This is a genomic window from Pseudomonas sp. JAI111, from assembly GCF_024809425.1.
Lineage (GTDB): Bacteria > Pseudomonadota > Gammaproteobacteria > Pseudomonadales > Pseudomonadaceae > Aquipseudomonas.
Window position 1 is genome coordinate 103,562 of the sequence record NZ_JANUCB010000012.1, and the last position, 24,878, is coordinate 128,439.

Genomic DNA, 24,878 nt, shown 5'->3' on the forward strand with positions numbered 1-24,878 from the left:
CATGATTGTCGTGGAAAAACTGACAAAGCAGTTCAAGGGTCAAGTCGTGCTTAACGGCATCGATTTGCAGGTGAAGGAAGGCGAGGTGGTAGCGATCATCGGGCCTAGCGGCTCGGGCAAAACCACCTTCCTGCGCTGCCTGAATTTTCTGGAAGAACCCACGAGCGGCCGGATCAAGGTCGGTGACATCGAGATCGATGGCAGCCGTCCACTGAACCAGCAGCAGAGCCTGGTGCGACGCTTGCGTCAGCATGTGGGCTTCGTGTTCCAGAACTTCAACCTGTTCCCGCATCGCACCGCCCTGGAAAACGTCATCGAAGGCCCGATCATCGTGAAGAAGATCCCGCACGCCGAAGCCGTTGCCCTGGGTAAAAAGCTCCTGGCCCGGGTGGGTCTGGCGGGCAAGGAAGACGCTTACCCGCGTCGCCTTTCCGGTGGCCAGCAACAGCGTGTGGCGATTGCCCGCGCACTGGCGATGGAACCGGAAGTGATTCTGTTTGACGAACCCACTTCTGCGCTCGATCCCGAGCTGGTAGGGGAAGTGCTGTCGACCATTCGCAGTCTGGCCGAAGAGAAACGCACCATGGTCATTGTCACCCACGAAATGGGCTTTGCCCGGGACGTGGCAAACCGTGTGGTGTTTTTCGACAAAGGTGTGATCGTCGAGCAAGGCGAAGCCAAGGCGCTGTTTGCCAATCCGAAAGAAGAGCGCACAAAGCAGTTCCTCAGCAAGTTCCTGAATAACGCGCACTCTTGAACTACCGCCTCACTACTTGTTAACTTCCATGGATGGAAGTGACAACTATCCCCACCATCAACGTCCTCCCTCTCGCACTCCTTCACTGACACCTTAGATAACCCATCAACTCCTTGTGCGGTACATATATATGTCCTGCAACAAAATCACTTCGCCTAAAATTCGCCAGAATCCACGCTACTCAAAGGGTGGCCTTTGGTGATCACAAGCGCGACAACCCCCACAAATACAAGGCATGTTCGACAGGGCGGTGCGGCTTATTAACTTCAACACGTAGGAAACTTCTGAATAACAGTTAATCACCAACTTAACTAGTCAGTTCTATTGACACCTCTTCAAGCGCACTCTTATCTAGTTGCCAGCAGGCGCCAACCTTTGCACTCAATCATTATTTAACTTGAAAATAATGAGCTGTTTTGTTGCTGGGTAATGCTCGCCTTTTGATCTTTCAGAAACGGAACTTCGCTGCAAGGCTTCAAGGAGAAACCCATGACAAGCACCTCGAATACATCCGGACTTGCGGCCCCTACCCTGGCGCAATCACACAAGGCCGGCATCAATGTCACCTCGGCCGCCTATCTGCTGGTCGACGTGGCGCCCTACCCCGGCATGGACGACGGCGACCTGATCGAACTGTTCTGGGACCGCTGCTACGTGGCCTCCCGCGTGCTGACTGCCGAGGATGTCGGCAAAGCCATCAGTCTGCGTGTACCGCAGAGCTTTATCGCCAACGGCGCCTCGCGCATCCACTACCGCGTCATGCAAGTCGGCCAAGGGCCGGCGGTGTCGCTTGCCGCTCAAGTAGAGATCAAGCTCGATTGCCCGGGCGGTCAATCGCTCACTCTGTGCGGTCACGAAAACGAGCATCTGGCGCCCGTAGGCCTTCCCGAAACCATTCGCCGCCAGGGGGTCAATCCGAACCAGATCAAGCGCGGCGTTCCACTGACCATCGAGCCCTACCTGAACATGGCCACCGACGACGAAATCACCCTGCGCTGGGGCGATGCACGCATGGATTTGCCACGGATCAAGGCGGGCGATGTGGGCCAGCCCATTCAGGTCTGGGTGCCGCCGGCGATCATTCTCGAAGCCGGCGAAGACCTGCGTCTGGAAGTGACGTATTGCATCCTCGATCGGGTCGGCAACAACTCCGGTTGGGCGCCGCCGCGCAGGTTGAGGATCGGCTGCGCCAATCCCTATTTGAAGGTTCGGCCCAAGGAAATACTCATGGCCGCAGAGACCGGCAAGAAGTAAATCCCCCGTTTCCCCTGTGGGAGCGAGCCTGCTCGCGATAGCTGAATATCAGACAACGACGGAGTCGTCTGAAACGACGCTATCGCATTCAGGCTCGCTCCCGCAGTGCTTTTTCCAGCGGCTGCAAGAGCAAGTGTTGCTCCATAAACAAGTGTTGCGCTACGAACAGGCCCTCTTCTATTCATATTCCAAAAAGTTAGTTTATTTAATTTTTATACACGCTTAGGGTATATACACCGGACCACCGGACATTCTTGTTTTTCGTTCGCCGCACAGAGAGCGGCGACCCCATGAGATGTGAGGTAGGTATGGTCCGGAACACAATCACCCCAGTGCAGATCGCCAGGGCATTGCGTGCAGCCAAGGAGCGGCACTGATGTCCAGTCTGGCAGATGCAATCGTTCAGAGTGATCTGGACATCGCCCCGTTGTTGTTGCCCGCGCAGGTTTTGCGCAACGATGCACAAGCCATCAAGGCCGCCCATGAGCTGGCGCAAGTCGCCCGCCTGCAAGCCGCCAAACGTGACCGCCAGCGCAAGTTGCCGTGGTCGGAAATCGAACAGTTCACCCGCAGCGGATTAGGCAGCATCGCCATCCCGCGCGAGTACGGTGGCCCGCAGGTTTCATTCGTAACCCTGGCGGAAGTCTTCGCGATCATTTCCGCGGCCGACCCGGCGCTGGGACAGATCCCGCAGAACCAGTTCGGCATTCTCAACCTGGTGCTCGGCAGTGCCACCGAGGCGCAGAAAAAACAGCTGTTCAAAAGCGTGCTCGAAGGCTGGCGCATCGGCAATGCCGGGCCTGAACGGGGCACCAAGAACACCCTTGAACTCAAGGCACGCATCACCGCTGACGGTGATGGTTTTGTCATCAACGGCCAGAAGTTTTACTCCACCGGCGCCCTGTTCGCCCACTGGGTGGCGGTCAAGGCGCTGAACGACGACGGCAAGCAAGTGCTGGCCTTCGTCCGTCGCGGCACGCCGGGACTGCGCATCGTTGATGATTGGTCGGGCTTCGGTCAGCGCACCACCGCCAGCGGCACGATTCTGCTCAACAACGTGCGTGTCGATGCCGAGTTGGTGGTGGATAACTGGAAGATCAACGATCAACCAAACATTCAAGGTGCCGTGTCACAGCTGATCCAAGCGGCCATCGACGCCGGCATCGCTCGTGGCGCCATCGACGACGCCATCGAGTTCGTGAAAACCCGCGCACGGCCATGGATCGACGCGAATGTCGAACGAGCCAGCGATGACCTGTATGTGATCGCTGATATCGGCAAACTGAAAATCGAACTGCACGCCGCCGAAGCGCTGCTGCGCAAGGCCGGGCAAGTGCTCGATCAGGTCAGCGCAGCGCCACTTACCGCAGAGTCCGCGGCCCGCGCCTCGATTGCCGTGGCCGAGGCCAAAGTACTGACCACCGAGATCTCGTTGCTGGCCAGCGAAAAGCTCTTCGAACTGGCCGGCAGCCGCGCCACCCTCGCCGAATTCAACCTCGACCGTCACTGGCGCAACGCCCGCGTGCACACGCTGCACGACCCCGTTCGCTGGAAATATCACGCGGTCGGCACCTATCACTTGAACGGCACTTTGCCCGCTCGCCATTCCTGGATCTAACGACCAGAACACTTTTGACCAGATCTCTGGAGAAACACATGACTCTTTCTCACCACGTCGCGGTCATAACCAGCGATGAGCAAGCCCTGATCGTCGCCAGTGACCTTGCCGAAGACTTCAAGCGTGACAGCGCCCTGCGCGACCGCGAACGCCGATTGCCGCACCCGGAACTGGAGGTGTTTTCCCGTTCGGGTCTCTGGGGCATCAGCGTGCCAAAAGAATACGGCGGCGCTGGCGTTTCCAACGTCACCCTGGCCAAAGTGATTGCCTTGATTTCCCAGGCGGACGGCTCGCTCGGACAGATCCCGCAGAACCATTTCTACGCCCTCGAAGTGCTGCGCGTGAACGGCAGCGAAGAGCAGAAAAAACGTTTGTACGCTGAAGTGCTCGCCGGGCAACGCTTCGGCAATGCCTTGGCGGAACTGGGCACCAAAACCGCCCATGACCGTGTCACCCGCCTGACCCGCGACAGTAACGGCTACCGCATCAACGGCCGCAAGTTCTACGCCACAGGCGCGATTTACGCTCAGCGCATCCCCACCTCGGTGGTGGACGAAAACGGCGTTCAACAACTGGCGTTCGTGCCTCGCGACAGCAAAGGCCTGACGGTCATCGACGACTGGAGCGGTTTTGGCCAGCGCACCACCGGCAGCGGTTCGGTGGTGTTCGAAGACGTCTACGTCGCCGCCGAAGACGTGATCCCGTTTCAAACCGCCTTCGAGCGTCCGACCCCGGTCGGCCCGTTGGCGCAGATTCTTCACGCCGCCATCGACACCGGTATCGCCCGCGCCGCTTATGAAGATGCGCTGCATTTCGTGCGCACCAAAACCCGGCCCTGGATCGACGCCACACACGAAAAAGCCACCGACGATCCGCTGACTATCAAGAGCTTCGGTCACTTGAGCATTCGCCTGCACGCCGCTGAAGCCTTGCTGGAACGCTCCGGCGAATTCCTCGACAAGGCTCAGGCCGAGACCAACGCCGAGACGGTCGCTGCCGCCTCGATTGCCGTCGCAGAAGCCCGTGCCCTGAGCACTGAAATCTCCCTCGCCGCCGGCAGCACGCTGTTTGAACTGGCCGGCAGCCAGGCGACGCTGATCGAACACGGTCTGGATCGCCACTGGCGCAACGCACGGGTACACACGCTGCACGACCCGGTGCGCTGGAAGTATCACGCCGTCGGCAATTACTACCTCAACGATGAAAACCCTCCGTTGCGAGGGACCATCTGATGGCCGCGAAAAAGAAGATCCTGCTCAACGCGTTCAACATGAACTGCATCGGGCACATCAACCATGGCCTGTGGACGCATCCCCGGGACACCTCCACTCAATACAAGACGATTGAATACTGGACCGAACTGGCACAGCTGCTGGAGCGCGGGTTGTTTGACGGTTTGTTCATCGCCGATATCGTCGGCGTGTACGACGTCTACCAGAACTCGGTGGATGTGCCGCTCAAAGAGTCGATCCAGCTGCCGGTCAACGATCCACTGCTGCTGGTTTCCGCGATGGCTGCGGTCACCAAAAACCTGGGGTTCGGCCTCACCGCCAACCTGACCTACGAACCGCCTTATCTGTTCGCCCGGCGCATGTCGACGCTCGATCATTTGAGCCGTGGTCGGGTCGGCTGGAACATCGTCACCGGCTACCTCGACAGCGCCGCCAAGGCCATGGGCCTGAGTGAACAAGTCGAACACGACCGACGTTACGACCAGGCCGATGAATACCTGGAGGTGCTCTACAAACTCTGGGAAGGCAGCTGGGAAAACGGCGCGGTGCTCAATGACCCGCAGCAACGGATCTACGCCCAACCCGAGAAAGTGCACAAGGTCGAGCACAAGGGCGAGTTCTATCAGGTCGAGGGTTATCACCTCTGCGAACCGTCGCCGCAACGCACGCCAGTGCTGTTCCAGGCCGGCAGTTCGGATCGCGGTTTGCTGTTCGCCGGGCGTCATGCCGAATGCGTGTTCATCAGCGGCCAGAACAAACCATCGACCAAGATTCAGGTGGACAAGGTCCGCGCCAGCGCCGTCGAGGCCGGGCGCAATCCCGAGGACATCAAGGTGTTCATGGGATTGAACGTGATTGTCGGCGCCACCGAAGAGCTGGCCTGGGCCAAGCACGCCGAGTACCTGAGCTACGCCAGCGCTGAGGCCGGCGTCGCGCATTTCTCGGCGTCGACCGGAATCGATTTTTCCGAGTACGAGATCGATGAACCGATCCAGTACGTGAAGAGCAACGCGATCCAGTCAGCCACCAAGAACCTGCAAAACAACGACTGGACCCGCCGCAAATTGCTTGAACAACACGCCCTCGGTGGCCGCTACATCACGGTGGTCGGTTCGCCTGAGCAAGTGGCTGATGAACTGGAATCGTGGATCGCTGAAACCGGGCTCGATGGCTTCAACCTGACTCGGATTGTCACGCCGGAAAGCTATGTGGATTTCATTGAGCTGGTGATTCCGGAGCTGCAGCGCCGAGGGTCGTACAAGACGGCTTATGACACGGGCAGCCTGCGGGAAAAGCTGTTTCATGCAGAGGCGCATTTGCCTGAGCAACATACCGGCTCCCACTACCGACACTAATTCCCTGATACCGATCGTTCCCACGCTCTGCGTGGGAATGCAGCCAGTGACGCTCCGCGTCACCACCGTAGGGACGCGGAGCGTCCCGGGAGGCATTCCCACGCGGAGCGTGGGAACGATCGAAAATTTATGCACTGACTGGAAAATCAATCATGAAAAAGACCCGCCTCTCTCACCCAGTCAAAGCACTGGCCCTGGCCCTCGGCCTCTTCAGCTCCGTCGCCTTCGCCGCCGACGCGCCGCTAAAAGTCGGCACCACCGCCGCATTCGCCATCCCGCTGGAAGCCGCCGTCGAAGAAGCCAAGAAACAAGGCCTGCAAGTCGACCTGGTGGAGTTCAGCGACTGGATCGCCCCCAACGTCAGCCTCGCGGCCGGCGACATCGACGTGAACTACTTCCAGCACGTCCCGTTCCTGGAAAACGCCAAAGCCGCCGCCGGTTTTGATCTGGTGCCATTCGCCCCCGGGATCATCAACAACGTCGGTCTCTACTCGAAGAAATACAAAAGCTTCGACGAACTGCCAGAGGGCGCCAGCGTCGCCATCGCCAACGACCCGATCAACAGCGGGCGCGGCCTGCAACTCTTGGCCAAGGCGGGCCTGATCACCCTCAAACCGGGAGTCGGCTACAAAGCCACCGAAGAAGACATCATCGCCAACCCGAAGAAAATCAAAATCCTTCAGGTTGAAGCCGTGCAACTGGTGCGCGCCTATGACGACGCCGACCTGGTCCAGGGCTACCCGGCCTACATTCGTCTGTCGAAGACCTTCGATGCCAGCTCCGCCCTGCTGTTCGACGGCCTCGATCACAAGGAATACGTGATTCAGTTCGTGATCCAGCCGAAGAGCAAAAATGATCCGCGCCTGATCAAGTTCGTTGATATCTACCAGCACTCGCCGGCCGTTCGTGCAGCTCTGGACAAGGCCCACGGCAAGCTCTACCAAGCCGGCTGGGAAAGCTGAGGATGACGGCGGCCACCCAATGGCGACTGGAAATTCCAGAGCCTCAAAAAGCTGCACAGACCGAACTGCACCCGGACCTCAATCGCGCCCACGTGCGCTTTATCGGCCTGGGTAAAACCTACAACGGCCAGCAAGGTCCGGTGGCGGCGCTGCACGGCATCGACCTGGCGATCCAGCGCGGTGAAGTGTTCGGCATCATCGGTCGCAGCGGCGCCGGCAAGTCGTCGCTGATCCGCACCATCAACCGCCTCGAACAGCCGAGCACCGGTCGGGTGCTGATCGATCAAGTGGACATCGGCGAGTTCGATGAGGATCGTCTGGTGGCGCTGCGCCGTCGGATCGGCATGATCTTCCAGCACTTCAATTTGATGTCGGCCAAGACGGTTTGGCAGAACGTCGAGTTGCCACTGAAAGTTGCCGGCGTGCCCAAGGAAAAACGCGAGCAAAAGGTCCATGAATTGCTCGAACTGGTCGGGTTGCAAGGCAAGCACAAGGCCTATCCGGCGCAGCTCTCCGGCGGGCAGAAACAACGCGTCGGCATCGCCCGCGCGTTGGTGCACGACCCGGCGATTCTGTTGTGCGACGAAGCCACTTCGGCGCTGGACCCGGAGACCACGCAATCGATCCTCGGCCTGCTGCGCGAGATCAATCAGCGCCTGGGATTGACCATCGTGTTGATCACCCACGAGATGGCCGTGATCCGCGATATCTGCGACCGCGTCGTGGTGCTGGAACATGGTCGAATCGTCGAGCAAGGACCGGTCTGGGAAGTCTTCGGTAACCCGCAACATGAGGTCAGCAAGACCTTGCTCGCACCGTTGCAACATGGCTTGCCGGAAGAACTGCAAAGCCGCTTGCGCCCTCAGCCACAATCCTCGGACGCTGCCGTGGTGCTGCGCTTGCAGTTCACCGGCAGCGCGAGCGATGAACCGGATCTGGCTGCGCTGTTCGCCGCGCTCGGCGGTCGAGTGCGCTTGCTGCAAGGTGGCGTGGAGCGGATTCAGGGCCATGCACTGGGACAACTGCTGTTGGCGGTGACCGGCTCGTCCCACGGCGCAGAGCAATTGCGCCAGCGCGCCAGCGATTGGGCGCAACAAGTGGAGGTGCTGGGTTATGTGGTTTGATCGCTTGCTGCAAGGCTTCATCGACACGTTTTTGATGGTCGGTGTGTCGTCGCTGATTGCGCTGCTGGCAGGCATACCGTTGGCGGTGATCCTGGTCACCAGCTCCAAGGGCGGGATCTATGAAGCGCCTGGGCTGAACCGTGCATTGGGCGCGTTCGTGAACCTGTTTCGCTCGATTCCGTTTTTGATCCTGATGGTGGCGCTGATTCCGTTTACCCGGCTGATCGTCGGCACCACTTATGGTGTCTGGGCTGCCGTGGTGCCACTGACCATTGCTGCCACACCGTTCTTTGCGCGCATTGCCGAAGTCAGTTTGCGCGAGGTCGATCACGGGTTGATCGAAGCGGCGCAGGCAATGGGTTGCCGGCGCTGGCACATTGTCTGGCATGTGTTGTTGCCCGAGGCGCTGCCGGGGATTGTCGGCGGCTTCACGATTACCTTGGTGACAATGATCAACTCATCGGCCATGGCCGGGGCGATTGGCGCCGGTGGGCTTGGGGACATTGCGTACCGGTATGGTTATCAGCGATTTGATAGCCAGATCATGCTGACGGTGATTGTGCTGCTGGTGGTGTTGGTGGCGGTGATTCAGTTGGGTGGGGACCGCTTGGCGCGGGGGTTGAACAAGCGCTAAGTGGGGTGTCTGCCTTCAGGAGCGGGGAACATTTCCCACAGGAAAATCAGTGCGCCTACAGGCTTGATCCCTTCCACTTGCAGGACATTTCCTAGATCATTCCGCTCGCTTGCGCCTGCCAAATCCGGTGGCTAGTCTTCGGCCCGTCACTGCTCATCAGTGATCGGGTTTAGTCGCTCGGAACACACCAGGCGCACAGCGCCACCTCTTGTCAGGTGCTTTATCACCTGAATTTTATGGTGGCTGTGCGCAGGGCACCCTCGGGTGCGCCGGTATTTCCTGGTGACCGGTCGACTAACCTGCGTGCAGCCGCCACCCCTGTTCGTTTAGTCGCGGCATCGGTTGGCTCCAACTAATACCAGGAGTTTTACCAATGAAAAGATCCGTCCCCGATCCGCCTCCCGAAACGTCCACCCAAGGTAAACCTGCCGACGATCCGCCAAGAGACCGTTCTGCCCTTTATCGTGCAATCGATTTCTACCTCACCGGAGAACAGCCCCCAGCACCCGATGAGCTGCGGTTCTACAACGTCAGTGAAGACGTGAGCTTTGAAGACACCCAACTCTATGTTGCGGATCTACTGCGTTGTGCCTCGGTCACGGCATATCAGTGTGGCGATCACCTCAAAGGGGCGGATCGGGCCATGGTGTTCTCGGTTTGGCATTTGCTGGAGATCGCCAAGGCCATGGTTGATCGATCCATTGATTGTTTGGGGATGAAGCAGGCCTGAGTCTGGCCTGAGTCTTCAGTCGCCAGTGTTACCGCTTTCGCGAGCAAGCCCGCTCCCACATTGGATCTGTACCGTACACAAGATTTGTGTTCGCTGGAGATCAACTGTGGGAGCGGGCTTGCTCGCGAATGGCTACGAAGCAGCCCCATGTGTGATGGCGTATATTCGGCAAATCCCCATTGCCTGCGCAGCCGACCATGAAACAGACCCCCGCCGACCTCGAGCAGATCACCTCCACCACCCTGGGCCATTACAACTCAGTGGCCGAAGGTTTTCGCGAAGGGACTCGCGATCACGATGTGAGCCAGAACATCGATGCCCTGCTGCGGCATATTCAGGGCGAGGCGCCGTTCAGCATTCTGGATTTTGGCTGTGGCCCGGGGCGAGATCTGAAAACCTTCACGCGCATGGGCCACACCGCCGTCGGGCTGGATGGTTCAGAAAAGTTCGCGCAAATGGCGCGTGAAGACAGTGGTTGCGAGGTGTGGCAGCAGGACTTTCTGAAGCTGGATCTGCCGGCTGAGCGCTTCGACGGGATTTTTGCCAATGCGGTGCTGTTTCACATCCCGCGCCAGGAATTGCCTCGGGTGTTGAAGGAGTTGCGCGGGGCGTTGAAGCCGGGTGGCGTGTTGTTCAGTTCCAATCCACGCGGGGAAAATCAGGAAGGCTGGAATGGGCCGCGGTATGGGGCGTATCACGACCTGGCGGCATGGCAGCAGTTGCTGACCGAAGCCGGGTTTGTCGAGCTGGAGCATTATTACCGGCCGGCGGGGCTGCCGCGCGAGCAGCAGCCTTGGCTGGCGAGTGTCTGGCGTAAGGCCTAGACATGATCGTTCCCACGCTCTGCGTGGGAATGCCTCAAGGGACGCTCCGCGTCCAGTGACGCGGAGCGTCACGGGCTGCATTCCCACGCAGAGCGTGGGAACGATCAGCGCGAAGCGCTCGCCTTACCGCAGCTCTTTCTTCGGTTCGCGGATTTTGTACCAGGCCACATAAAGCGCCGGCAAAAACAGCAACGTCAGCAACGTGGCGATGATGATCCCGCCGATCATCGCGTACGCCATCGGTCCCCAGAACACTTCCCGGGCAATCGGGATCATCCCCAGGCTCGCTGCCGCAGCGGTCAACAGAATCGGTCGACGACGATGTTCCGTGGCCTGCGCCACGGCATCCCACGGTAAATAGCCTTCCATCTCCAGCGCGTTGATCTGAGTCACCAGAATCACCGAGTTGCGGATGATGATGCCGATCAGCGCCAGAATCCCGAGGATCGCCACGAAGCCCATCGGCGTTCCCGTCGGAACCAACGCCAGCACCACGCCGATCAACCCGAGGGGCGCGACACTCGCCACCAGGAACAGCTTCTGCACGCTGTGCAACTGGATCATCAGGAAGGTCGCCATCAGGAACAACATCAACGGCACCACCTTGGCAATCGGCCCTTGAGCCTTGCCGCTTTCCTCTACCGTACCGCCGGTGGCAACCGAGTAACCCACCGGCAGACTGGCGGCGAATTTGTCGATGTCCGGCTTGAGCTGTTTCACCAGGTCCGTCGGCTGTATCTCGTCGCGCATCGCGGCCTTGACCGTGATAGTCGGCTTGCGGTCGCGGCGCCAGACCAGCGGCTGCTCCAGGTCATAGCGCACGGTGGCAAACGCCAGCAGCGGTATGGAGGTGCCGCCCGGTGTCACGATCTGCAAGTTCTGCAGGGTTTCCGGCGTACCGCGTTCCGCGTCTTCAGCACGGCCCACGACGTTGATCAGATAGATATCGTCATCGACCTGGGTGATCGGCGCCCCGACGACGATGCTGTTCATCAGGTTGGCCACGTCTTCCGACGAAAGCCCCAACTGCCGCGCCTTGTCTTGGGCGATGTCGATACGCAGGACTTTGCCCGGCTCGTTCCAGTCGTAAATGATCTCGCCAATGTGCGAGTTTTTGTCCAGTACGGTGGCCAGGGCGATCGCCTGCTTGCGCACCTGATCGATGTCCTTGCCGCTGACCCGGTATTGAATCGGACGGCCGACCGGCGGGCCCATTTCCAGCGCCTGGACGTAGCTGCCAATGCCGACGAAATCTTTGCGCAACCTTTCACGCAGGCGCTGGCTGAGGGCAATACGCGATTCCAGGTCTTTGCTGACGATGACCAATTGCGCGTAGTACGGGTTCTGCAGTTGCTGGTCGAGCGGCAGGTAGAAACGAATCGCACCCTCGCCGATGTACGTGCTCCAGCGCACGATGTCCGGATCGTCCTTGAGTGTTGCTTCAAGTTTGTCCACAGCCTTGCGGGTTTCACCGATGGAGGCGTTTTGCGGCAGGTTCAAGTCGACGAGGATTTCCGGGCGGTCCGAGGACGGGAAGAATTGGTTTTGCACGAACTGCATGCAAAATACCGACGCCACGAACAGCGCAATGGTGATGCCGATGGCCCACCAGCGATTGCGCATCGCCCACAGCATGCCGTAATTGAACGCACGACCGATGCGCCCGGGCTCGGCGTCATGGGGTTTCACATTGGCGCTGAGGATGTGCACGCCGATCACCGGGGCGAACAGCACCGCGACGATCCACGACACCAGCATCGCCACGGCGATCACCGCGAACAGGGTGAAGGTGTACTCGCCGGCCGAACTGGCGTTGAGGCCAATCGGCACAAAACCGGCGACGGTCACCAGCGTGCCGGTGAGCATCGGGAACGCGGTCGAGGTGTAGGCGAAGGTCGCCGCCTGCTCCTTGGTCTCGCCCATTTCCAGACGCGTGACCATCATCTCCACCGTGATCATCGCATCGTCCACCAGCAAGCCGAGGGCGATGATCAGCGCACCGAGAGAAATCCGCTGCATGGTGATGCCGCTGTATTCCATGAAGACAAAGACCATCGCCAGCACCAGCGGGATCGAGCACGCCACTACAAGCCCGGCGCGCACGCCGAGGCTGACGAAACTGACGATCAGCACGATCACTACCGCTTCGAACAATGCACTGGTGAAACCGCCGACGGCTTTTTCCACCACTTCGGCCTGGTCGGACACGGTGTGAACACCGACGCCCACCGGCAAGTCCGCGGTCAGGTCGGTCATGCGCTGATGCAGTGCCTTGCCGAACACCTGGATGTTGCCGCCCTTCTTCATCGCAATGGCGAGGCCGATGGCCGGGTGGCCGTTGAAGCGAAACTCCGGTGTCGCCGGGTCGACGTAACCACGGCTGATGTCAGCGATGTCGGCCAAACGGTAGAAGCGATCATTGAGTCGCAAGTTGACGTTGGCCAGGTCTTTCTCGGATTCGAACTGCCCCGAGGTGCGCACCGAAATGCGCTCCGGTCCCGCTTCGATCACCCCGGCCGGCGTCACCGCGTTCTGGCCTTGCAGGCTCTGCACCACCTGGCGCTGATCGATGCCCAGCGCCGCCAGTTTGCGGGTGGAGAAATTCAGGTAGAGGACTTCGTCCTGCTCACCGATCATTTCGACCTTGCCTAACCCCGGCACTTCACGAATTTCAGCGCGCACTTGTTCCACGTAATCGCGCAACTGACGCATCGACAAGCCGTCAGCGGTGAAGGCGTACACCGAACCAAACACGTCACCGAACTCGTCGTTGAACCCCGGCCCTTGCAGGCCCTGAGGGAAATCGCCGCGAATGTCGTTGATCTTCTTGCGCACCTGATACCAGATTTCCGGGATGTCCTTGGCGCTGGTGGTGTCGCGCAGGTTGACGAACACTGTGGATTCGCCGGGACGGGTGTAGCTTTTCACGTAGTCGAGGGAGTCGAGCTCTTCGAGTTTTTTCTCGATGCGGTCAGTGACCTGCTTGAGGGTTTCTTCCTGGGTCGCGCCAGGCCAGCGGGTCTGGATCACCATGGTTTTGATGGTGAAGGACGGGTCTTCCTCGCGGCCGAGGTTCATGTACGAGAACACGCCCATCAACAGCGCGACAAACATCAAATACCAGACAAACGACTGATGCTTGAGGGCCCATTCGGATAAGTTGAAACTCCCTTTCATTGCGGGCTGTCCTCGTCGATTTTGACTTTTTGCCCAGGTTTCAGGCTGTTCACACCGGCACTGACTACCCGCTCGCCGGACTTCACACCATCGGCCAGGATCATCGTCGAATCGGTTCGGCTGATCAGGCTGACGTCACGTGGGGCCACGGTCTGGGCCTGCGCATCGATGACCCAGATGCGGGTTTTGCCATCCACCTCCTGCAGCGCGCTCAAGGGCAGCTCGATCCGCGGTTTGATCGCCGAGCTGAGGGTCACGCTGATCGCGGTGCCCAGGCGAAAACCGGGGGGTGTTTCAGTCAGGGTCAGGCGGGCGCGACGGGTACGGGTCGCGCTTTGGGCCTGGGGTTCGATTTCGCGAATGGTCGCCGTCGTGGTGATGCTCGGGTCCAGTTGCGCCGCGACCTGGAAAACCACGTCCGCCGGCAACTGGTCGACCAGGGTATCGGGCAGGTCGATCACGGCTTCCTTGATGTCCGGTTGCGCCAGGGTCACCACTTGCTGGCCTGCGCTGACAACCTGCCCGGCTTCGGCATTCCAGGCGGTGACGATGGCCTTGTGGTCGGCGTGCAGTTCGACGTAGTTGAGTTGATCCTTGGCCTGGTCGACCGCAGCCTTGGCCTGATCGAGAGAAGCCTGGGTGGTCTTCAGGTCAGTCTGTGCGATGTCGAGTTGCGCCTGGGCGCCCACGCCGCGATCGAACAACTCCTGCTGCCGGCGGGCATTGGCCTGGGCGTTGATGAATTGGGCCTGCACACTGGCCAGATTACCTTGCGCGGAACGCAGCTGGTTCTGCTGATCGGTGGGGTCCAGCGTGGCGAGCAACGCTCCCTTCTCGACTTCGGCACCGACATCGACCTGACGGCTGGCGATGCGTCCCGGCACGCGGAAGCCGACGTTGCTTTCATAACGAGCCTGGATGCTCCCGGCGAAGCGTCCGAGATTTTCTTCGTCCAGCGCCTCGACCTTGATCGACAGCACCGGGCGCACGGGTTCCGGCGGTGGTTCTTTTTTCGAGCAGGCGACCAGCAGCACCGCGGTGCAGACCAACAACAGACGCTTCATGGCTGGGCTTCCACGGCTAAATCCTTATAAGTATTTTCGGCGATTTCAACTTTCACGCCGGGGTGCAGCAACTGGCCGCCCGCGATAATGACTTTTTCGCCACCGTCCAGGCCGGCGCTGATGATCACTTTGCCGGTCAGGTAGCGTCCGACCGTGACGGTGTGCAATTGCGCCTTGCCCTCACCGTCGACCAGCCAGACAGCCGGTTCGCTGATATTTTTGGTCAGCGCCGACCAGGGCAGTTCAACCGCCGCCTTGCCCGGCAATTTGGCCGTGGCGCTGACCACCGAGCCCAGTTGCATGCCTTCGGGCAGGCTGCTCAGGCTGACTTTGACCTGCACCGTGCCGGTCTGCGCCGAAACGGCCGGAGTGACTTCGCGCACGGTGCCGGTGGTTTTGATCGCCGGGTTGTCGAGCAGACTGACCTCCAGGGTTTTGCCTTCAGGCCGTTCCGTCAGCAGTGATTCGTAGACGTTGAACACGGCGTCACGCTCGCCATCGCGCGCCAGGCTGAAAATCGGCACCGTCGCCTGCACCACCTGACCGACCTCGGCCTGACGCGCTGTAATCACGCCCGGAGCGTCGGCTATCAACGCGGTGTAGCTGAGTTGTTCGCGCGCGTTGGCCAGCTGCGCCTGCGCGGCCGTGAGCGCGCTCTGACTACTGCGTAATGCCGCTTGCGCGGAGTCGTATTCGCTTTGGCTGGTGTAGCCCTTGGGCAGGAGCTTTTGCTGGCGAACGAAGGCGGCGGAGGTCTGTGTGACTCGCGCTTGCTCGGCCACCACCTGAGCCTGGGCTGAGTTGAGGTTGGTCTGCAGGTCCTTCGGATCGAGTTTGGCCAGCACTTGTTTGGCCGAAACCCGGTCACCGACATCGACCATGCGCTGCACGATCTTGCCGCCTACGCGGAACGACAGTTCGGTCTGGACCCTGGCCTGAACGTCACCGGTGAGTGTCACCGATGCGGCGTAATCCGCGGCTTTTACCTCTTGGACGAAGACCCGTGGGCGGTCCTTCTCAACGGGCTTTTTATCGCCACACGCGGTCAGCAGGACAAGAAGACTCAAGCCAACCACTGTTTTCAATCCGGGACCAGCCATGCAAACTCCTTTGCGTTGTACGGACGTGCCAATGGCGATACGACTGTGAGCTTAGAACAGGGTTCCACAGGCGCATCTGGCGGCTTCAAATAAAGGGATCCTGTCACAAATCTTGTAACCGTGGCGAAGCCCTGTGGGATCACGGTGTTCCTGGCAATAGGGCAAACTGGCCAACTACACAGCAGGAAGCTTCCCATGCTCAAGACCCTCGCGGTGGCCAATTACCGCTCGATCAACAAATTGGTGATTCCGCTGGGCCGGTTGAACCTGATCACCGGCCCCAACGGCAGCGGCAAATCCAACCTCTACCGCGCGTTGCGCCTGCTGGCGGAAACCGCCCAGGGTGGAGTGGTCAATGCCTTGGCGCGCGAGGGTGGGCTGGACTCGACGTTCTGGGCCGGGCCGGAAAACATTACCCGGCGCATGCGTAATGGTGAGGTGCCGATCGAAGCGACCGTGCGCCACGGTGCCAAGCGCCTGCGCCTGGGCTTTGCCGGTGAACACTTCGGATACTCGATCAGCCTGGGGTTGCCCGAATCCAATGGCCATTTCATGTTGCCTGGAAACAGTTCGCCCATCGCGTCGCGTTTCAGCCTCGACCCGCAAATCAAGCGTGAATGTCTTTGGGCCGGGGCATTCTATCGTCCAGCGAGCCTGCTGGTGGATCGCGATGGCCCGATGATCCGCACCCGAGCCAACCGCAACTGGGAAGTGCAGGCGCAACATACGCCGAATTTCGACAGCCTGTTCGATCAGGTTGGCAGCCTGCGTACCTCGCCGGAGGTTCTGGAGATGCGCGAGTTCATCCGCCGCTGGCGCTTCTACGATCACTTTCGCAGCGACGCCGATGCACCCGTGCGCCAACCACAACTGGGCACCCGTACGCCGGTTTTGCATCACGACGGCAGGGATCTGGCGGCGGCGTTACAGACCATTATCGAGATTGGCGATCCCGAAGCACTGTGGAATGCAATCAGCGACGCCTTTCCCGGTGCACGATTGAACATCGCGCCGTTGCCGGGCGGGCGGTTTGCGATTGAGTTTTATCAGGAAGGATTATTGCGGCCATTGTCCGCGGCCGAGTTGTCGGACGGAACACTGCGGTATTTGTTGCTGGTGGCGGCACTGCTGACGCCTCGGCCACCGACGCTGATGGTGCTGAACGAGCCGGAAACCAGCTTGCACCCGGACCTGTTGCCGGCGTTGGCGCGATTGATTATCCGCGCCTCCGAGCAATGTCAGGTATGGGTCGTGTCGCATGCCCGACGGTTGATTTCGGCGCTGCAGGCAGATCCCGAATGCAATTGCATCGTGCTGGAGAAAACGTTGGGCCAGACCGGGATTGTCGGGCAGGGGATGCTGGATGAACCGGCGTGGTATTGGCCGGACTAACCCTCTCCGATCGCCTAAGATCGTTCCCACGCTCTGCGTGGGAATGCAGCCCGTGACGCTCCGCGTCACATCTAAAGCCGAACGCGGAGCGTCCGCAGAGGCATTCCCACGCAGAGCGTGGGAACGATCATCAAGGTCAGTGCATCACCCCTGCCACTTCCCACCCTCGACAATCACGCTTTCAGGCTTGGTGTCATCGCTCAGCTCTTTGCGCACGTATTGGTCATACAGCTTGAGCAGATACTTCTCTTCACCCAGCTTCGCCAACTCGGCATTCACCCAGTCACGCAGTTCGATATTGCCCTTCTTCACCGCTGGTGCAATCGGCGCTTCGGCACCCAGCGTCTGGGTCAACACGCGGTAGCCCGGGTTCTGCTTGGCCCAGCTGAACAGCACCAGATTGTCCTGCGCATAGGCATCACCACGACCATTGGCCAAGGCTTGCAGCGACTCGGAGTTTTTTTCGAACTTCAGCAGCTTCCAGTCCGGGTGATTCTTGGTCAGCCAGATATCCGCCGTGGTGCCTGTGGTCACGATGGTGGTGCGCGTCGCCAGGTCATCGAGGTTTTTCACCGAACTCGACTGAGGCACCAACGCCTGCACCGCCACCTTGAGGTTCGGGTTGGTGAACTCCACGGCTTCCTTGCGCTCCGGGGTAACCGTCATGTTGGCCAGGATCAGATCGACCTTGTCGCTTTGCAGGAATGGAATCCGGCTGGCAGGTTCCACCGCGACGAACTCGACTTTGTTCTCGTCGCCCAGCAGGTCCTTGGCGAATTGACGGCCGATGTCGGTATCGAACCCCACATAACGCCCGGCCTCATTGACGAACCCGAACGGCGGCTTGTCAGTGAAGACGCCGACGATCAGTTTGTCCCGCGCCTTGATTTTTTCAAGATAGCTGGTGCTGGTAGTCGCAGGTTTGGCAGGCGCTTCGGTTTTGTTGCAACCGGCCAGCAACGCTAGGCCGAACAGCGGGAGTAGCAGCAGTGAAGCCTTGGCAGTTTTCATAGCAGTTCCAGTTCCTTTGTTTGAGTCGTTTTGGGTAGTGCGGCGACGTAGGAGAACTTCTCCAGGAACTGCTGCGCTCGTGCGGTTTGCGGGTTCGTAAAGAAAATCTCGGGAGGGTTTTGTTCGAGGATTCGCCCGGCATCCATGAACACAATCCGGTCAGCCACGGCGCGGGCAAACGCCATTTCGTGGGTGACGATCAGCAGGGTCATGCCCTCGCGGGCCAGACCTTGAATGACTTCCAGCACTTCCTTGACCATTTCCGGGTCGAGGGCGGCGGTGACTTCGTCGAAGAGCATGACTTTGGGATTCATGCACAGCGAACGGACGATGGCGATGCGTTGCTGCTGACCACCGGAGAGCTGACGCGGGAAGGCGTCGCGCTTATCCAGCAGGCCCACCCGCGCCAGCAGGGCTTCAGCCTGGTCGCGGGCTTCACGGCGGTCGCGCTTCTGCACTTTGACCGGGCCGAGCAGCAAGTTATCGAGCACGCTCATGTGCGGAAAAAGGTGATAACTCTGGAACACCATGCCGATCTGTTGTCGCACGTCTCGCCAGTCGGTGCCCTTGTCCAGCAACTCGCGGCCGGCAAAATTCAAGCTGCCGCTGTGGGCGACTTCAAGACCGTTAAGGCAACGCAACAAGGTGCTTTTTCCGCAGCCGCTGGGGCCGAGAATTACGATGACTTCGCCCGGATTCACCTGCAGGTCGATGCCATCGAGCACCTGTTGCTCGCCGAAAAACTTGTTGAAATCCTTGAACTCGATCAATGCGCTCATGCTTGCGTCCAGCGCCGCTCCAACACGCGCGAGGCGGCTGATAGCGGGTAGCAGATGAAAAAGAAAAACAGGAACAGTGCGCCGTAGATCAGCACTGATTCGTAGGTGCGTTCGATGATTTGCTGGCCGACCTTGATCACGTCCACCACACCGATCAGCACGGCCAGGGAGCTGGTCTTGATGATCCGCGTGTAGACGTTGATGGTCGGCGGCGTCATGCGCTTCAGCGCCTGGGGCAGCAGCACGTAGCCGTAGAGTTGCGGGCCGTTGAGGCCAATCGACAACCCTGCCTCACGCTGCCCGCGTGGCAACGAATGCAATGCGCCGCGCACCACTTCGCCCACCTCGCTGGCGCCCCACAACGACAGCACCAACACCGCGCACCAAAAGCTCGGAATGCTCAGGCCGAAAAAAATCGGCAGGCCAAAAAACAGCAGGTACAACCACACCAACACCGGGATCGCCCGGAACAATTCCAGGTAGACCCGCAGGATCGCGTTCAGCCATTTCGAATTCAGCGTGCGCAACACGCCGTAGAGCACACCGCCGACGGTGCTGATGGCGATGCTCAGGAAAGAGATAGACAAGGTTTGCGCCGCGCCCTTGCCCAGTTGCGGCAACGACACCCACAGCAACTCAAGACCCGAACTGGCCATGCTGGAGCCTCCTTTCCAGGCGGCTGAGCAGCAGCGACAGCGGCAAAAACAGCAGCACGCAAATCAGCGTCAGCACGGCGAGCATTTCGTAGGTTTTGTAATAGAGCGCGATGTAGCTTTTGGTGGTGTAGAGAATCTCTGGCACCGCCACGGCCGAGACCACGGTGGTTTCCTTGAGCAGAAAAATGAAGTTGGCGAACAGCGACGGCAAGCTGAGTATCCCGGCTTGCGGCAGGATCACGTAGCGCAGCAATTGTCCGTGTGAGAGGCCGATGGAGCGACCGGATTCGAGCTGTGCCTGGGGCACGGCGTCCACGCCGGCACGCAGCACCTCGGTGAGGTAAGCCCCACCGAGGAAGGTCATGGTGATGATCGCCGCCGCAAAGCCCGAAACCTTGATACCCAGCGCTGGCAAAGCGAAGTAGACGAAGAACAGTTGAATGAGCAGCGGTGTGTTGCGCGCCAGCTCTACATAGAGCCCAACGAGCCGCTGCAAGTAGGGCGTGCGGAAAACCAGAATCGTTGCATTGATCAGGGCCACCAGCAGCGAAGTGCCGATGGCGATAAAGCCGACCTGCAGCGTCACGCCCACGGCGCTGAGAAACGCCGGCAGTGTGCTGAGGATAAAAGCGTAATCGAAGTTCATTGAACATCCTGGACGTCGCGGGGTAAGCGACGGTGGCGCAGTCCATGGGGCGTGGATAACGACCCGGCAGGCACCGACTTTAAAGGTATAAAAAGAAGAATTTAAATACCGTTAAAGCATATTGATATCACGCAAAAAACTATCCTGCGGATTTGCCGAGGCTAGGGAAGACGACTATTTTCCTTTGCGCTGTAGGAGGGATCTTTTTTTCAAAAAGCCTCTCCAAGGACGCACAGCTTTTGGCCAGACTCCCCCGGCCGAACTATCACAAGGAAGAGAAAATGGCAGACGTAAAAGTGCCGCAGCGGCTGGACCCGCAGGAAATCGTGAAGTTATTGGTGGCGTTGCGCAGGGCGCTGGAGGCCAGGGCGGCCTAGGAGATGTGGATCGTTCCCACGCTCTGCGTGGGAATGCAGCCCGTGACGCTCCGCGTCACTGGACGCGGAGCGTCCCTTGAGGCATTCCCACGCGGAGCGTGGGAACGATCACGCCGACGCTATACCAGCCGTCGGCGTTCGAAACCTTGAAGGGGTTTACCTCGCGAATCAGAACGCTGGCAGTACCGCGCCGCTGTACTTCTTCTCGATGAAGGCTTTCACTTCCGGGCTGGTCAAGGCTTTGGCCAGTTTCTGGATGGCAACGCTGTCCTTATTGTCCGGACGAGCCACCAGGAAGTTCACGTAAGGCGAATCGGCACCTTCGATCACCAGCGCATCTTTAGCCGGGTTCAGACCTGCTTCCAGCGCGTAGTTGGTGTTGATCATGTCCAGGTCAACCTGGTCCAGAACGCGCGGCAGCATGGCCGATTCCAGTTCCTTGAACTTGAAGTTGTGCGGGTTCTTGGCGATGTCTTTCGGGGTAGCCAAGGCGTTTTTAGGGTCTTTCAACTCGATCAGGCCAGCCTTCTGCAGCAGAATCAGGGCACGGCCGCTGTTGCTGCCTTCGTTCGGGATGGCAATGGTCGCGCCGTCCTTCAGCTCAGCCAGGGTTTTGACTTTCTTGGAGTAGCCACCGAACGGTTCGACGTGGACGCCGATCACGGTCACCAGGTTGGTGCCTTTGCCTTCGTTGAAGCTTTTCAGGTACGGCAGGGTCTGGAAGTAGTTGGCGTCCAGACGCTTCTGGTCGACCTGCACGTTCGGCTGAACGTAATCGGTGAACACTTTGATTTCCAGGTCCACGCCTTCTTTGGCGAGGGTTGGCTTGATCAGTTCCAGAATCTCGGCGTGTGGAATCGGGGTCGCCGCAACCACCAGTTTCTCGCCAGCCTGGGCCAGGCCCGCGGTCAGGGCAGCCGCCAGTGCGGTGAACAACAGAACCTTTTTCATGCAGTGTCCTTATCGAAAATCACGGTCGTCATCGACGACGGCTTGTTTAGTACGAGTGCCAGTGAAGTGCTATCGCTGGCGTGAAGCGGACAATACCGGGATTTTTTATTCCCGAACAATATCTTTTATTCACCTTCATATTCCATTTTGTTCATACAGGCCGCTACAGCGTTTGCGCCAGGCTATCCAGCAGGCTCTTCAGCGCTGAACGCTCGGCAGCCGTGCCGTTTTTAACGGTATGAGCTACTTGCTGCTCGATCTGCAGCAATGACACAGGCGCCTCTGGCAGATTCAAATGCTCCGGCAAAATCTCGTCGCCGGTGCTGACCAGCAGCGCAAAGTGAATGACGTTTTCCAGCTCCCGGGTATTGCCCGGCCAACTGTGTCGCTCCAGCACAAGCTGCGCCGCTTCGCTGATCAGCGGCACCGGCAGGTCAAGGCGCTGGCTGTAGATGCCGAGGAAATATTCGGACAGCGAAAGAATATCGCCGACCCGATCACGCAGCGCCGGCAGTTCGAGCTGTCCTTCGCTGAGGTAGTGATAAAGCCGCTCATGAAATTTTCCGGCGGCCACCGCTTGCGCCAGGTCGATACTGGTGGCGGCCACCAGACGCACGTCGACCGGGCTCGGTTGATGAGCGCCAACGCGCGTCACCTCGTGGTTTTCCAGCGCAGCAAGCAACTTGATCTGGATCGGCAACGGCAGGTCGCCGATTTCATCCAGGTACAGGGTTCCACCGTTGGCCGAGCCGAACCAGCCTGCGCGACTGCTGGCCGAGCCGGTGTAACTGCCGGCGGCGTAACCGAACAGTTCAGCGTCGGCATAGGTCGGGCTGATCGCGCCGCAATTCACCGAGACAAACAGCCCGCCACGATCACTGGCGCGATGGATGTGCCGCGCGAGCAATTCTTTACCGCTGCCGGTTTCGCCACGAATCAATACCGAGATCGAGCGCGGTGCCAGTTGTTCCAGTTCCTGGCGCAATTGGCGAGAACGTGGATCGACAAACACCAGGGCCTTGGCGCGGATGCTAAGCGGGCTTTTTTCGGCGTCGGGAAAGGTCAGCAATGGCTGGCCGAAGGTTTCAAAGCTCATGGCAGACTCCCGCCCAACACCGCCGGGAGACGGGGGGCGTTTGACAATAAAAAAGTTTAAGCACGTCGCAGGGCGTGGTGTTCCATTCGGTTTTGCAGGCGATAGAGATAGGCAAACCCCTGCTCCCAACGCTGATGGCCGGACTTCACATTGATGTGACCGGCCCCGGACAAAATCCCCGCCTCGGCGCCCCAGTTGCGGGCAAGCTCAAGGGCTCTGGCCGCACTCACGGCGCTGTCGTTGTCGGAGCTGACGACCTGGCTCGGGAAGGGCAGCAAGTGGCTCGGAATCGGCGCGAAGTTACGCAATGCCGGTGAGCAGGCGGGACGCTCGACATCCGCGGGTGCGACCAGCAAGGCACCGCGCACCTGACGCAAAAAGTGCAGTGGCGCAGTGGCGGCCCAATGGGCGACGGTAATGCAGCCCAGGCTATGGGCGATCAAAATCACTGGCGTGCTATCGGCGGCAATCGCCTCGGCCAGCGCGGCGACCCAGTCCTCACGACGCGGCGTCAGCCAATCGGCTTGCTCCACCCGCGCGCTGTTCGGCAGGCTGTTCTGCCAATGGCTTTGCCAATGATCTTCCGGCGATCCTTGCCAGCCCGGCACAATCAGGTAGCGAATTGATTCGTTGCGCATGGGGGAACTCTCCTGCTGCGTGTCTGTTCCTGGTCGAGTATAGGGAGGAGAGTTATATTCGTTAAGGAATAAGAAGCTATTTATTAAGACCTGTATCGAATATACAGACCCAGTCTCCCACAAGGGTTTGTGTTTGCCTGAAATAAAAAAGGGGCCGCACCCTGCCAAGGAGACGGCCCCGGAAACTCAAAATGTGTGAGCGCTGTTCAACAGCCCTGAGGCCAATGATTGGCGAAAGCAGTTATCTAATAAAGGAATATTTAATTACTTTATTAGGCCTGAATCGCATATACCAATCACCTTCAATAACCGCCGAACCATCGCTGCTTGCGTCACAACTTAGCGTCGCTTTGGGTCAATTTGATGACGGGCGTTTTTGCCTTTGAGTTTCCGCAGATATTGCTCAGACCTGAGCTGCACGCACACGCCGGGTCTCTGTTGCATCCTTGCGCACAAATCGGTTCGCCCGTGTAAACGTACCGAAATCATTGAACCGCACCCCCATCTCGCGCATCACCTTGTGGGCCACTGGCACGGTCATCTGGCGGATGTAAAACGGCTCCTTCACCACAAAATGGTGAATCCCGTGACTGCTGCCGAAGTTGAAGCAGAACGCCTGCAAAGGCCACATCCACCAGGGGTTCAACACCTGGGTTTGCTGGATCACATTGCCCGGCTCCACATCACCGTAGTAATGCATGTTCGAGCTGACAAAATGCAGGCAGAACGTGCGCAATACGTTCGGTCCGATGATCACCACCGCCGCGATATCGATCACCTGCATCACCGACAACGTAGTCGCCGACCATTCAATTGGCGCCCCCAACAGATGGGCGATGCCATTGGCCGCATGGAAACCGAGAAACACGTACCACGCGCCCCAATGCACCAGCGCCAACGGCGCATAAACCTTCAACGTGCGCTTGATGATGCTGAATTTATGCGTCCAGGTTTTGGCCCGAAGCATGCGGATAAACGCCGACATCACGTTGTCGCCCACCATCAGCAACCGCGCAAAACCCCAAGGCTCGCCGTTGGTGATCGCACGTTCTTCCATGTCTGTTTCGGTGCCGGAAACCTTGTGGTGATTGAGGTGCAGATGGCGGCGAATCCACGGATTGATCGTGCTAGGCCGTGCCAGCCACACCAGGCCCATCATCAGGTTGTGCGGCACGCGTTGCTTGCGAAAGTACATGCTATGAATCAGGTCGTGTTCCAGCTCGTGGGTCAGCGAGGCGAAAAACGCGTTGAGCAACAGGCACGCCCACCAAGCCATGTGCCCGGTGATGTAGAGCGCCGCCGAGCCAATCATTGCGATCAGCGCGAAGGCCAGAATGCCGGCGCCCAAGGCGTCCTGATGGTTGAGAATCGGGTAGCGCTTGCGCAGCTCGACCCCTCTGGCCAGCACCACTTCGCGAATATGTGCTGATCGTTGAGCTGCATTCAGTCGCTGGGGACTTGCAGAAGTACGGTCCATGCTTCCATCCTCTGGTTATTGATG

At 59.3% G+C, this 24,878-nt stretch carries 22 protein-coding genes; 11 read left to right on the forward strand and 11 right to left on the reverse strand.

The window, feature by feature from the left end; genetic code table 11:
* Position 1 precedes the first annotated feature (1 nt).
* The 10 genes from tcyN to HNR03_RS28285 all read left to right on the forward strand — a co-directional run bounded on the left by tcyN (position 2) and on the right by HNR03_RS28285 (position 10,490).
* Positions 2–757 carry an L-cystine ABC transporter ATP-binding protein TcyN gene (tcyN, locus tag HNR03_RS28240; RefSeq protein WP_222589312.1) on the forward strand — a complete coding sequence of 252 codons (756 nt, stop codon included), beginning with the start codon at positions 2–4 and terminating at the stop codon, positions 755–757.
* 489 nt (positions 758–1,246) lie between these two features.
* Positions 1,247–2,011, forward strand: a complete 765-nt coding sequence (locus HNR03_RS28245) for a hypothetical protein (RefSeq protein ID WP_259157386.1) — start codon at positions 1,247–1,249, stop codon at positions 2,009–2,011.
* 376 nt (positions 2,012–2,387) lie between these two features.
* A complete protein-coding gene (locus HNR03_RS28250) occupies positions 2,388–3,629 on the forward strand; it encodes an SfnB family sulfur acquisition oxidoreductase (RefSeq protein WP_259157387.1) in 1,242 nt (413 codons plus the stop codon).
* Between the two features lie 38 nt (positions 3,630–3,667).
* On the forward strand, positions 3,668–4,861 hold the full coding sequence (locus HNR03_RS28255; RefSeq protein WP_259157389.1) for an SfnB family sulfur acquisition oxidoreductase: 1,194 nt from the start codon (positions 3,668–3,670) through the stop codon (positions 4,859–4,861).
* Positions 4,858–6,216 carry an LLM class flavin-dependent oxidoreductase gene (locus tag HNR03_RS28260; protein WP_259157500.1) on the forward strand — a complete coding sequence of 453 codons (1,359 nt, stop codon included), beginning with the start codon at positions 4,858–4,860 and terminating at the stop codon, positions 6,214–6,216. Before HNR03_RS28255 ends, HNR03_RS28260 begins: the two co-directional genes overlap by 4 nt.
* Before the next feature lie 152 nt (positions 6,217–6,368).
* Positions 6,369–7,178 carry a MetQ/NlpA family ABC transporter substrate-binding protein gene (locus HNR03_RS28265; RefSeq protein ID WP_259157390.1) on the forward strand — a complete coding sequence of 270 codons (810 nt, stop codon included), beginning with the start codon at positions 6,369–6,371 and terminating at the stop codon, positions 7,176–7,178.
* A 2-nt stretch (positions 7,179–7,180) separates the two neighbouring features.
* On the forward strand, positions 7,181–8,302 hold the full coding sequence (locus HNR03_RS28270; RefSeq protein WP_259157392.1) for a methionine ABC transporter ATP-binding protein: 1,122 nt from the start codon (positions 7,181–7,183) through the stop codon (positions 8,300–8,302).
* Positions 8,292–8,936: a methionine ABC transporter permease gene (locus HNR03_RS28275; RefSeq protein ID WP_222589306.1), complete on the forward strand. Its 645-nt coding sequence runs from the start codon at positions 8,292–8,294 to the stop codon at positions 8,934–8,936. Before HNR03_RS28270 ends, HNR03_RS28275 begins: the two co-directional genes overlap by 11 nt.
* 373 nt (positions 8,937–9,309) lie before the next feature.
* Positions 9,310–9,666, forward strand: coding sequence for a DUF6124 family protein (locus HNR03_RS28280; protein WP_259157393.1), 357 nt, complete (start codon positions 9,310–9,312; stop codon positions 9,664–9,666).
* Between the two features lie 197 nt (positions 9,667–9,863).
* Positions 9,864–10,490, forward strand: a complete 627-nt coding sequence (locus HNR03_RS28285) for a bifunctional 2-polyprenyl-6-hydroxyphenol methylase/3-demethylubiquinol 3-O-methyltransferase UbiG (protein WP_259157394.1) — start codon at positions 9,864–9,866, stop codon at positions 10,488–10,490.
* A 123-nt stretch (positions 10,491–10,613) separates the two neighbouring features.
* Here HNR03_RS28285 and HNR03_RS28290 read toward each other — a convergent pair whose 3' ends face one another.
* The 3 genes from HNR03_RS28290 to HNR03_RS28300 are packed head-to-tail and all read right to left on the reverse strand — an operon-like array spanning position 10,614 to position 15,831.
* Positions 10,614–13,667, reverse strand: coding sequence for an efflux RND transporter permease subunit (locus HNR03_RS28290; RefSeq protein ID WP_259157397.1), 3,054 nt, complete (start codon positions 13,665–13,667; stop codon positions 10,614–10,616).
* Positions 13,664–14,731 (reverse strand): efflux RND transporter periplasmic adaptor subunit, encoded by a 1,068-nt coding sequence (locus HNR03_RS28295; RefSeq protein ID WP_222589302.1) that lies wholly within the window; start codon positions 14,729–14,731, stop codon positions 13,664–13,666. The genes HNR03_RS28290 and HNR03_RS28295 overlap by 4 nt, the downstream gene beginning before the upstream one ends.
* A complete protein-coding gene (locus tag HNR03_RS28300; RefSeq protein ID WP_259157399.1) occupies positions 14,728–15,831 on the reverse strand; it encodes an efflux RND transporter periplasmic adaptor subunit in 1,104 nt (367 codons plus the stop codon). The genes HNR03_RS28295 and HNR03_RS28300 overlap by 4 nt, the downstream gene beginning before the upstream one ends.
* Positions 15,832–16,026: 195 nt before the next feature.
* Here HNR03_RS28300 and HNR03_RS28305 point away from each other — a divergent pair, with 195 nt between their 5' ends.
* Positions 16,027–17,223 carry an AAA family ATPase gene (locus tag HNR03_RS28305; protein WP_259157401.1) on the forward strand — a complete coding sequence of 399 codons (1,197 nt, stop codon included), beginning with the start codon at positions 16,027–16,029 and terminating at the stop codon, positions 17,221–17,223.
* Positions 17,224–17,367: 144 nt separating this feature from the next.
* Here the strand turns inward: HNR03_RS28305 and HNR03_RS28310 are convergent, their stop codons facing one another.
* The 8 genes from HNR03_RS28310 to HNR03_RS28345 all read right to left on the reverse strand — a co-directional run bounded on the left by HNR03_RS28310 (position 17,368) and on the right by HNR03_RS28345 (position 24,854).
* Positions 17,368–18,234: a transporter substrate-binding domain-containing protein gene (locus HNR03_RS28310; RefSeq protein ID WP_259157403.1), complete on the reverse strand. Its 867-nt coding sequence runs from the start codon at positions 18,232–18,234 to the stop codon at positions 17,368–17,370.
* A complete protein-coding gene (locus HNR03_RS28315) occupies positions 18,231–19,013 on the reverse strand; it encodes an amino acid ABC transporter ATP-binding protein (protein ID WP_259157404.1) in 783 nt (260 codons plus the stop codon). Before HNR03_RS28315 ends, HNR03_RS28310 begins: the two co-directional genes overlap by 4 nt.
* Entirely contained in the window at positions 19,010–19,669 is a 660-nt protein-coding gene (locus HNR03_RS28320; protein ID WP_223415282.1) for an amino acid ABC transporter permease, read from the reverse strand. The genes HNR03_RS28315 and HNR03_RS28320 overlap by 4 nt, the downstream gene beginning before the upstream one ends.
* The gene (locus tag HNR03_RS28325; RefSeq protein ID WP_259157409.1) at positions 19,650–20,315 is read right to left on the reverse strand and encodes an amino acid ABC transporter permease; all 666 of its coding nucleotides are present in this window, start codon (positions 20,313–20,315) and stop codon (positions 19,650–19,652) included. Before HNR03_RS28325 ends, HNR03_RS28320 begins: the two co-directional genes overlap by 20 nt.
* Before the next feature lie 545 nt (positions 20,316–20,860).
* Positions 20,861–21,643 (reverse strand): MetQ/NlpA family ABC transporter substrate-binding protein, encoded by a 783-nt coding sequence (locus tag HNR03_RS28330; protein ID WP_027922262.1) that lies wholly within the window; start codon positions 21,641–21,643, stop codon positions 20,861–20,863.
* A 163-nt stretch (positions 21,644–21,806) separates the two neighbouring features.
* Positions 21,807–22,739 (reverse strand): sigma 54-interacting transcriptional regulator, encoded by a 933-nt coding sequence (locus HNR03_RS28335; RefSeq protein ID WP_208670578.1) that lies wholly within the window; start codon positions 22,737–22,739, stop codon positions 21,807–21,809.
* Between the two features lie 56 nt (positions 22,740–22,795).
* On the reverse strand, positions 22,796–23,377 hold the full coding sequence (locus HNR03_RS28340; protein ID WP_222589295.1) for an alpha/beta hydrolase: 582 nt from the start codon (positions 23,375–23,377) through the stop codon (positions 22,796–22,798).
* 403 nt (positions 23,378–23,780) lie between these two features.
* Complete coding sequence (locus HNR03_RS28345) at positions 23,781–24,854, reverse strand: fatty acid desaturase (protein ID WP_259157419.1); 1,074 nt, start codon at positions 24,852–24,854, stop codon at positions 23,781–23,783.
* Positions 24,855–24,878 lie beyond the last annotated feature (24 nt).

What these genes read in the sequence shown, in the direction of transcription:
- HNR03_RS28245 (WP_259157386.1), top strand. Translation starts at nt 1,247, where the DNA reads ATGACAAGCACCTCGAATACATCCGGACTTGCGGCCCCTACCCTGGCG.
- HNR03_RS28330 (WP_027922262.1), bottom strand. Translation starts at nt 21,643, where the DNA reads ATGAAAAAGGTTCTGTTGTTCACCGCACTGGCGGCTGCCCTGACCGCG.
- HNR03_RS28320 (WP_223415282.1), bottom strand. Translation starts at nt 19,669, where the DNA reads ATGGCCAGTTCGGGTCTTGAGTTGCTGTGGGTGTCGTTGCCGCAACTG.
- HNR03_RS28310 (WP_259157403.1), bottom strand. Translation starts at nt 18,234, where the DNA reads ATGAAAACTGCCAAGGCTTCACTGCTGCTACTCCCGCTGTTCGGCCTA.
- HNR03_RS28250 (WP_259157387.1), top strand. Translation starts at nt 2,388, where the DNA reads ATGTCCAGTCTGGCAGATGCAATCGTTCAGAGTGATCTGGACATCGCC.
- HNR03_RS28270 (WP_259157392.1), top strand. Translation starts at nt 7,181, where the DNA reads ATGACGGCGGCCACCCAATGGCGACTGGAAATTCCAGAGCCTCAAAAA.
- HNR03_RS28255 (WP_259157389.1), top strand. Translation starts at nt 3,668, where the DNA reads ATGACTCTTTCTCACCACGTCGCGGTCATAACCAGCGATGAGCAAGCC.
- HNR03_RS28280 (WP_259157393.1), top strand. Translation starts at nt 9,310, where the DNA reads ATGAAAAGATCCGTCCCCGATCCGCCTCCCGAAACGTCCACCCAAGGT.
- HNR03_RS28265 (WP_259157390.1), top strand. Translation starts at nt 6,369, where the DNA reads ATGAAAAAGACCCGCCTCTCTCACCCAGTCAAAGCACTGGCCCTGGCC.
- tcyN (WP_222589312.1), top strand. Translation starts at nt 2, where the DNA reads ATGATTGTCGTGGAAAAACTGACAAAGCAGTTCAAGGGTCAAGTCGTG.
- HNR03_RS28300 (WP_259157399.1), bottom strand. Translation starts at nt 15,831, where the DNA reads ATGGCTGGTCCCGGATTGAAAACAGTGGTTGGCTTGAGTCTTCTTGTC.
- HNR03_RS28340 (WP_222589295.1), bottom strand. Translation starts at nt 23,377, where the DNA reads ATGCGCAACGAATCAATTCGCTACCTGATTGTGCCGGGCTGGCAAGGA.
- HNR03_RS28325 (WP_259157409.1), bottom strand. Translation starts at nt 20,315, where the DNA reads ATGAACTTCGATTACGCTTTTATCCTCAGCACACTGCCGGCGTTTCTC.
- HNR03_RS28305 (WP_259157401.1), top strand. Translation starts at nt 16,027, where the DNA reads ATGCTCAAGACCCTCGCGGTGGCCAATTACCGCTCGATCAACAAATTG.
- HNR03_RS28275 (WP_222589306.1), top strand. Translation starts at nt 8,292, where the DNA reads ATGTGGTTTGATCGCTTGCTGCAAGGCTTCATCGACACGTTTTTGATG.
- HNR03_RS28290 (WP_259157397.1), bottom strand. Translation starts at nt 13,667, where the DNA reads ATGAAAGGGAGTTTCAACTTATCCGAATGGGCCCTCAAGCATCAGTCG.
- HNR03_RS28295 (WP_222589302.1), bottom strand. Translation starts at nt 14,731, where the DNA reads ATGAAGCGTCTGTTGTTGGTCTGCACCGCGGTGCTGCTGGTCGCCTGC.
- HNR03_RS28315 (WP_259157404.1), bottom strand. Translation starts at nt 19,013, where the DNA reads ATGAGCGCATTGATCGAGTTCAAGGATTTCAACAAGTTTTTCGGCGAG.
- HNR03_RS28285 (WP_259157394.1), top strand. Translation starts at nt 9,864, where the DNA reads ATGAAACAGACCCCCGCCGACCTCGAGCAGATCACCTCCACCACCCTG.
- HNR03_RS28335 (WP_208670578.1), bottom strand. Translation starts at nt 22,739, where the DNA reads ATGAGCTTTGAAACCTTCGGCCAGCCATTGCTGACCTTTCCCGACGCC.
- HNR03_RS28345 (WP_259157419.1), bottom strand. Translation starts at nt 24,854, where the DNA reads ATGGACCGTACTTCTGCAAGTCCCCAGCGACTGAATGCAGCTCAACGA.